Here is a 7883-nt window from a genome sequence, read left to right on the forward strand (position 1 = left end):
GGATCCTGGAAATATATGCAAAGTGTCTCTTTGCGGTGGCTTAAGCAATATTTAGGATAACCGCCATAGAAAACCACTCTGACTAAAATTATCAGGAGACCTATGAGTAACCAAAACACAACTGCGCCGATTACCATCGAACCCGTCACCCAGCAAGACTACGCGGGCTGGCTGCCGCTTTGGATAAATTACCAGATTTTTTATCGTACTGAAATTTCAGACAAGGTCACACAATTAACCTGGGGTCGTTTTCTCAATCCTGTGGAGCCTGTTTTTTGTGCTGTCGCAAAATCTGACGGTAAAATTGTCGGTCTGGTGCATTATCTCTTTCATCGCTCAACATGGGCGGAGTCTGATTATTGCTATCTGGAGGACTTATTTGTTAGTGAAGAAACCCGGGGCAAACACATCGGCAAGCAGCTTATCGAGTATGTTCAAAAGCACGCCCGCAAGCGCCATGTTTCAAGATTATACTGGCACACACATGAAACAAACCTCCGCGGTCAGCGCCTTTATGACTGGGTTGCCAGCAAGAGTGGGATGATCGAGTATCGTATGTAAAATAGATAACCCCCATTAAATCGGGTAGTTTTCTGTAAACATCCCCCCTAATGTACCTTAATTTTTCAACACATCGTCTGCGGCTGTGTTTCGCAAAGCCGCAGAATCTGAAATTGTCCGATTTCCGAGGCCAAATACCCGCTACGCTGGGAAGTGACATATTCGTATATATTCTAAATTATCCATCAATAAAAACATTACTTTTCAACATACTGCACATGTCTTATTGCCCATGCGTTTTATTTCCACATAAAATTGCCCTACACTTATTTCTACATCTCTATATTGCCGGTGCGACCTCTGAACACCCCGCTGGGCTGCATCGGTGCGGCATGAGTTAATATATCAGTAAATATACTTTCTCATACTTTTGGGTGATAGCAATTTGACTCACTGGCGATCAGGAGGTGCTTGAGAAACTGGGTAGTAAAATAATAGCGTAACCAGGCAGGATATTTCCCCCAACGTTAAAAGCATCATTTTCACACACAAAGGAGAAAAATAGGGTGCCGGAATAGCAACTTACGCTGCCCTTCTGGTCGTAAGCGAAGCATTTGATTGATGGTGTAGAGTAAAATGAATCAAATACGAGAGTCATTACACAATGTTGTTTTCCCTGATATTATGCCCGACTCATGGCCTTATCAGTCCTGGTGTTCACCTGCAGATATTGATACCGATATCACCTGGTATTCTTTTACTGAACTCGATTTAATCCTTGATGTTTGGCCAGGAAAGGACTCGCTGGTCCCTGTCAGGAAGACCGTTTGGGGGTTCGTTTACGAGAATGAACCATTGGTCCAGATCAATATTAAAGATGAAATTGCTTATGTTGCAGTCAATCGAAGATTTTATTCATGGGTCATTATTGTGGCTGGCATCTACAATTTAAACATCAGCCTCGACTTAACGACCATATTTAAACACACCGCATTAGCTGATACGGCTCTTTGTATTATCGCCAATAGAGTTGACATAAAATCAGCAGATATATCACTTAACACAGCAAAATCTTTTATGAACTTCATTTTTTTCCATGAACTGGTTCATCTCACCTGCCGCCAGCATGAGTTGAGTAAGCATAACGGAAATCTGTTTCCCTACATCAGAACGATGGAATTTATTGCCGATTTTTTAGCCTTCGAAAACACGCTCATACCATTAGCCTATGCAGATAGCCGGCAAAAACAAAACAGGGATCTGCTGGCAAAAACATCCCGTTGCCTTGGCTTTGTCATTGCATCCTATTTTATTATCAAGACCAGGCAAATGAGCTATCTCAATCAACACCCAACCATGAATGAACGGACTATTTTATTGTTGAGTTATATATTAACACCCTATTTAAAGCGGAGTGAACGCGTCGGTATATTACTCAAGCATGAAGCCAAAGGAATAATGGACGCCTATAGCAGACGAGAAAAGCTAGGCTTTACTATCAACAATGATGACTTCATCATTACCCCTGAAAATACCGAGTGCCAATGCAATTGCTCTAAATGCAGTTCATTCACCAAAGAGGTATATAAAAGAGCCAGGCCATTAAATGCCGAGGTTTTAAATCACCTTGACGTTTATACAAATTGTTTCCCTAATAACAATGTTATACGCACCTATCCCGATCTGGGTGAAATAAACAGTAAGACATCTTATTTTTGCAGTTTAAAAAATCCGCTATTGTTTTCCTTAGAGAGAACGATTAAAGGTTTAATTTAACAGCATAACGATAAATCCTGTGACTCTGGAACAGCAGAGCCACAGGCGTTTGATACTAATCAGGCTTTACTAGGTATTGCACCTACGGCATGTGAACCTTTTACGGTCAACGTCACCACGGCGGAACATAACAGTGCGGCGATCATAAAGATAAACGCACTGTTGTAACTTCCGCCGCTGCTTTGGATTAGCCAGCCAATAATCGGCGCAGAAACTACCCCCGCCATCTGACCGCCAAAGTTAACGATACCGGAAGCCCGCCCCATGATATTGCTGGGGATGGTATCCATTAAAATGCCCCAAAATGTCGCCATGGCAAAGAACATAAACAACGCAGAGATACACTGATAAACCACCGCCATATCCGCACTGCTCACGCTGAAAGTCAGATACAGGAAGCCCGCCGCAATAACCGACGTCACGACATACAACGTTTTGCGCATCGGTTTGAATTTATCTGAGCAATATCCGCCGATTAATGTCCCACCCGCACCAAACAGGAACGGAATTGCCGCCATCACCCCCGTCTTCGCCAGCGAGAATTCACGAACGGTGATCAGATAGCTTGGCAACCAGGTTGAAAACCCCCAGAAGGTGATATCAAACAAGAACCAGATACTGGCCATCTGCCAGAGCACCGGCATCTTGAGCACGTCTTTAAACGCGATAGCGCTCGTGTTTTGCAGGCCCCCCTGATCGTCAGCAGCTAAATCGGCCAGATCCTGTTGCGTAATTGCAGGGTGATCTTTCGGGTTGTCACGCGTAAATAAGTAGATACCCGCAGCAATAAACAGGCCCGGGATCCCCAGCACAATAAAGACCATGTGCCAGCCAAACGCTCCGATAATACTTGCAGCGACCACCACCGCCAGTGCGGGGCCTAAGGTATTTACCGTTGACTGAATTGCTGTAGCCCGACCGCGCTCTTTCGAAGGAAAATAGGTGGAAATCATTTTCCAGGAAGCCGACGGGAAGCACCCTTCGCCAATACCGAAGAAGAAGCGAACAGCCAGCATCAACGGCAGCGTTAATACCGCACCGGTTAAGCTGGTGAAGACAGACCACCAGGCAATACCAATGGCCATAATTTTACGTGAGCCAAACTTATCCGCCAGTAAACCACCGGGGATTTGGAACGCGGCGTAACCAATGAAAAAGGCGCTAATAATTAAACCTTGTTGGGTTGTATCAAGATTTAAATCTTTGCCGATATAAGGCAACGACACGCTCATGACCATTCTGTCGAGGAACGAGAGTAGCCACGCCAGCCAGATTAACGTCAGGACGGTATATCTTGCTTTCCAGGTCTTAGGTTTACCTGAAGGTAAAGATGTTTGTAGGTTCATTGTGATGTCCTTGGGGTGTAGTGATCTACCGCGGCCAAAAATGGTCGCGATAGATCAATGCGTGTTTAGCGTTATTTATTAATATTGTTTTCTGATAACAGTACCGCTACAGGCATAACTTTCCGTGCCATTAATTAAGGCAATGCGTCCATTAACCATCACAATTTCAATCCCTTCCGGATACTGATTAGGTTCAACAAATGTCCCCTTATCCGCAATAGTATTAGGATCGAACATCACAATATCCGCCGCATACCCTACCTTCAGTAATCCGCGATCCTGCAGACTCAACACCTCAGCGGGTTTGCCTGTCATCTTGCGGATTGCCGCTTCCCAACTCAGGCATCCTTCTTCACGCACGTATTTACCCAGCACCCGCGGGAAGGCGCCAAACACACGTGGATGTGGTTTACCCGCGCCCATCAGTCCGTCCGTGCACACGTTCTGTTCCGGCCGGCAGAGAAACTTAATGACGTGCTCTTCAGTACCGTAGAAATCGACCATGCCAACGGCGTTTTCTTCTTCAAACAACAGATCGAAGGTGGCGTTGTACGGATCTTTACCGCGCAATTCCCCCAGTTGAACAAGGTTCAGACCAACTGCATCCTGATTTTTCTCTGTCTTGACGCTGGTGACAAAAATCTGGTCCAGGCCTGCAAAATCAATGAAGTTATCCCAACCAGGAATGCCCTGCTGGATATCCTCTATCATTTTGGCGCGCAATTCCGGCGAGGCCAGACGCTCAAGTAATTTGTCCGTCCCGCCGGAGTGGACCCACGGTGGCAGGATCACGCCGAGCATGGTGCTTCCCGCCACGTACGGATACTGGTCGTAAGAGATACGGATCCCCTCTTCCTGGGCCTGCTCCAGCATGCCCAACATCTGGTCAATCAGCCCCCAGTTTTTCTTCCCACAGACTTTCATATGTGAAATATGCAACCAGACGCCGGTGGCTTTAGCGATATCGATCAGTTCCTGCGTTGAACTGATGATATCGTCAGCCTCACTACGCTGGTGTACCACAAAGATCCCGTCATATTTCGCCGTGACTTTGCACAACTCAATCATTTCGGCGGTATCACCAAAAGCACACGGCATATAAATAAGCCCAGTAGAAAGACCAAACGCACCGGCTTTTAGCTCACGCTCAAGGACTTCACACATCTTCGCCACATCTTCACGTGTGGAAGGGCGTCCATCCAGGCCCATCGCTTCCATGCGTACGTTACCGTGTGGCACCAGATACGCCAGGTTTGTCGCCGGATGTCGGGATGCCAACAGGTTGAGATAGCCGTCCGTGTTTTTATATTTCCAGTCAATTTTGTCGGTGTCGCCGTCCAGCCCGGCAATATTTTTACGCCATGCCGGAATATATTCCTCCGGCAATGGTGCCAGCGCTACGCCATCCTGCCCCAGTAACTCGGTGGTAATGCCCTGACGGATTTTCGCTGACAGCGCAGGATTAATAATGGCTGACAGGTCAGAGTGTGTGTGAGTATCAATAAAGCCCGGACAAATAATTTTCCCTGTTGCATCAATAACCTGTTCATTGACACCCACATCAATTTGACCAATTTCGACAATATGCCCTTCATCAACCATTACATCGGCAATTCGGCCGGGATTACCCGTTCCATCAATCACATTTCCGTTTTTAAAAATGGTTTTCATCGTTATTCTCCGTTGCGGTGCCGCGAAGCAGCACCACCTGTAAGGTAAGAGGTCTTTATCTTTATTTTTTAACGGCGATAGAGTGTCTGGATGATGCTGTAATAGCCGCTGGCCGAGCCGGTCAACTGATCGATCTCGATATACTCGTCGATGGTATGCGCCAGGTTTTCACGCGACGGCCCAAACCCGATGGTTTTGATCCCCGCTTCCCCCGCGTAGTGGCTGCCGTTAGTGCAAAATGAGTACTGAGTAATCGTTGGCGAGAAACCCGCTTCGCGAACGCCCGCCAGAGCGGCCTGCACGAACTCGTCGGACTCGTCATAAACCCAGCCGGGGAAGAAACGCTCACCCTCAATGGTGGCTCCGGTATAGCAAGACTCCTTGCCAACGGCGTAAGAGACGCGGGCTTTGAACTGCGGGTCCTGGGCAGTTAGCTCCGCAAGTGCATTTTCCAGTGGCGCAATAACGCTTTCTTTGGTTTCGCCCACCAGCAAGCGGCGATCGTAGGTGGCGCGGCAGTAATCCGGCACCACTGATGCACCTGGGTATGGCGACGATTTAATGTCTGTCAGTTCCAGGATACCGGGTCCAAGCACCGGATGGGTTGGCGGAGTGATGGTGCGAATTTTGTCGATCAACTGCGCCATTTTGTACACCGCGTTAATTCCTGCCTGCGGGTTGGCAGAGTGTGCTGGCTTACCAAAGGTTTCAACCACAATTTCAGCACGACCACGCTGACCGATTTTCAGATTCAGTTCAGAAGCTTCGCCAATGATGACGTAATCAGGCTTATAGCGCTCACTGACCAGGCGAGCGGCAATGCCTTCAAAACATTCTTCATGAACGATACAGGCGACGTAAATTTTCCCGGCGAAATTACGCTGATTATCCTGGCCAAAAAAGCCTACGGCGGAGATCATCGCAGCAACAGCACCTTTCATATCGGTGGTGCCACGGCCATAAATTTTGCCATCGTCAATATCACCGCCGTACGGGTTGCGGGTCCACTTCTCTTCGTTCACCGGCACAGTATCGATATGCCCATCCAGAACCAGCGTTTTCCCCGGCTTATTTCCCACAATACCGCCGACGATATTGCCGTACTTATCAACATGGATGTCGTCGAACTGGTAATGCTGCATCATTGTTTTTATGGCATTTACCACGTCCCCTTCCTGACCGGAATAGCTTTTTTGCTGGATCAGCGCCTGACAATTTTTAATAACTTCTTCAATACGGGTTGCAGATAACATGGGTTTCTCCGTTAATGCTCTCAATCAGGAAATTATTTATTGATGCCCGGGTACTGACCGCCCCAGACAATATCCAAATATTGTTGCGGGTCGGTATCACCTTCGGTACTGATCAGCAACACGCGGGAATGCTCATCCAGGCCCAGTTGCTCACGGGTTGGTGCCAAATCCGGGCTGGTCATCAACAGCGCCAGAAGACCTGTCGTGACGGCCCCAGATTCACCTGAAATAATGTGTGGGTCGCCCGCCAGCGGATTACCCAACATACGCATCCCCAGCGCCGCGACTTCATCAGGGCAGGAAGCAAATGCGGTGGCATAATCACGCAGTAACTTCCAGCCAATGCTGTTTGCCTCACCGCAGGCCAGACCTGCCATCACGGTCTGTAAATCGCCGCCTACCGCAACAGCATCCCCCTCTTTTGCACGGGCTGAACGATAGAGACAGTCAGCAATTAGCGCTTCAGCGACGATCACTTTCGGACGATTTTCGCCCCACGCGGCCGTCACCATCCCCTGTACCATTCCCGCAAATGACCCCACACCGGCCTGGACGAAAACATGCGTCGGAGCAACCTGATGGAGCTGATCAATCGCCTCCAGCATCAGCGTGCCGTAGCCCTGCATAATCCACAGAGGAATCTTTTCGTACCCTTCCCAGGCCGTGTCTTGTACAACGATCCAGCCATACTTTTGCGCCTGATCCGCGGTCATGCGCACGGCATCGTCATAGTTCATATCCACGATTTCAGCGGTAGCGCCTTCATTGCGGATTGATGTCAGCCGCTGCTGTGAAGACCCTTTCGGCATGTAAACCACCGCATTTTGCTTTAACTGGCGTGCCATCCACGCCACGCCGCGCCCGTGGTTACCGTCGGTGGTGGTGGCAAATGTCACGGTCTTCAGGTCATGGCGTACTGCTTCACTGGTCATGACATCAAACGGTAATTCGCTGATATCCTTCCCCACTAATTCCGCGATATGGCATGCCATCGCGTAGGCGCCGCCCAGCGCTTTGAACGCTTTCAGGCCAAAACGCTGAGACTCATCTTTGAGGTAAATATTTTTTACGCCCAGTTTTTGAGAAAGTGCCGGCAGCGTATATAGCGGCGTCGGAGCATATCCCGGAATAGACCGATGAAAATTCAACGCTTTTACCAGTTCCTGGCGACTAAAGGGTGCCAGCGGTGCGTTAGGGTGTTCGGTAAACGGCGTCTGGTTGATAAAAAATGATAAGTTTTTCTGCATCATAAAACCTCATTGTCCTGGTAATTCATTCCCTGTAATCGGTGTAATACAGAGTTATTTACGCTATCGGTAATCCATAAGAGCAAAAT

Annotated in this window: 6 protein-coding genes; 2 read left to right on the top strand and 4 right to left on the bottom strand. The window is 48.2% G+C overall.

The annotated features are described in order from the left end of the window. Positions 1–102 precede the first annotated feature (102 nt). Together NNO03_RS21175 and NNO03_RS21180 are read left to right on the top strand one after the other, a co-directional pair. Positions 103–561 (top strand): GNAT family N-acetyltransferase, encoded by a 459-nt coding sequence (locus NNO03_RS21175; RefSeq protein ID WP_271450452.1) that lies wholly within the window; start codon positions 103–105, stop codon positions 559–561. Positions 562–1137: 576 nt separating this feature from the next. Further along, on the top strand, positions 1138–2277 hold the full coding sequence (locus NNO03_RS21180) for a hypothetical protein (RefSeq protein ID WP_271450453.1): 1140 nt from the start codon (positions 1138–1140) through the stop codon (positions 2275–2277). A 59-nt stretch (positions 2278–2336) separates the two neighbouring features. On the opposite strand, the gene NNO03_RS21185 is transcribed toward NNO03_RS21180, so the two are convergent. From NNO03_RS21185 to dpaL, 4 genes are all read right to left on the bottom strand, one after another. Further along, positions 2337–3623, bottom strand: a complete 1287-nt coding sequence (locus tag NNO03_RS21185) for an MFS transporter (RefSeq protein ID WP_048212961.1) — start codon at positions 3621–3623, stop codon at positions 2337–2339. Between the two features lie 78 nt (positions 3624–3701). Continuing rightward, positions 3702–5294, bottom strand: a complete 1593-nt coding sequence (locus tag NNO03_RS21190; protein ID WP_271450454.1) for an amidohydrolase family protein — start codon at positions 5292–5294, stop codon at positions 3702–3704. A 68-nt stretch (positions 5295–5362) separates the two neighbouring features. After that, the gene (locus NNO03_RS21195; protein WP_271450455.1) at positions 5363–6547 is read right to left on the bottom strand and encodes a YgeY family selenium metabolism-linked hydrolase; all 1185 of its coding nucleotides are present in this window, start codon (positions 6545–6547) and stop codon (positions 5363–5365) included. Positions 6548–6579: 32 nt separating this feature from the next. Next, positions 6580–7794: a diaminopropionate ammonia-lyase gene (dpaL, locus tag NNO03_RS21200; RefSeq protein ID WP_271450458.1), complete on the bottom strand. Its 1215-nt coding sequence runs from the start codon at positions 7792–7794 to the stop codon at positions 6580–6582. Between the last annotated feature and the right edge of the window lie 89 nt (positions 7795–7883).

This window comes from Citrobacter sp. Igbk 16 (genome assembly GCF_028069755.1).
Taxonomy (GTDB): domain Bacteria; phylum Pseudomonadota; class Gammaproteobacteria; order Enterobacterales; family Enterobacteriaceae; genus Citrobacter.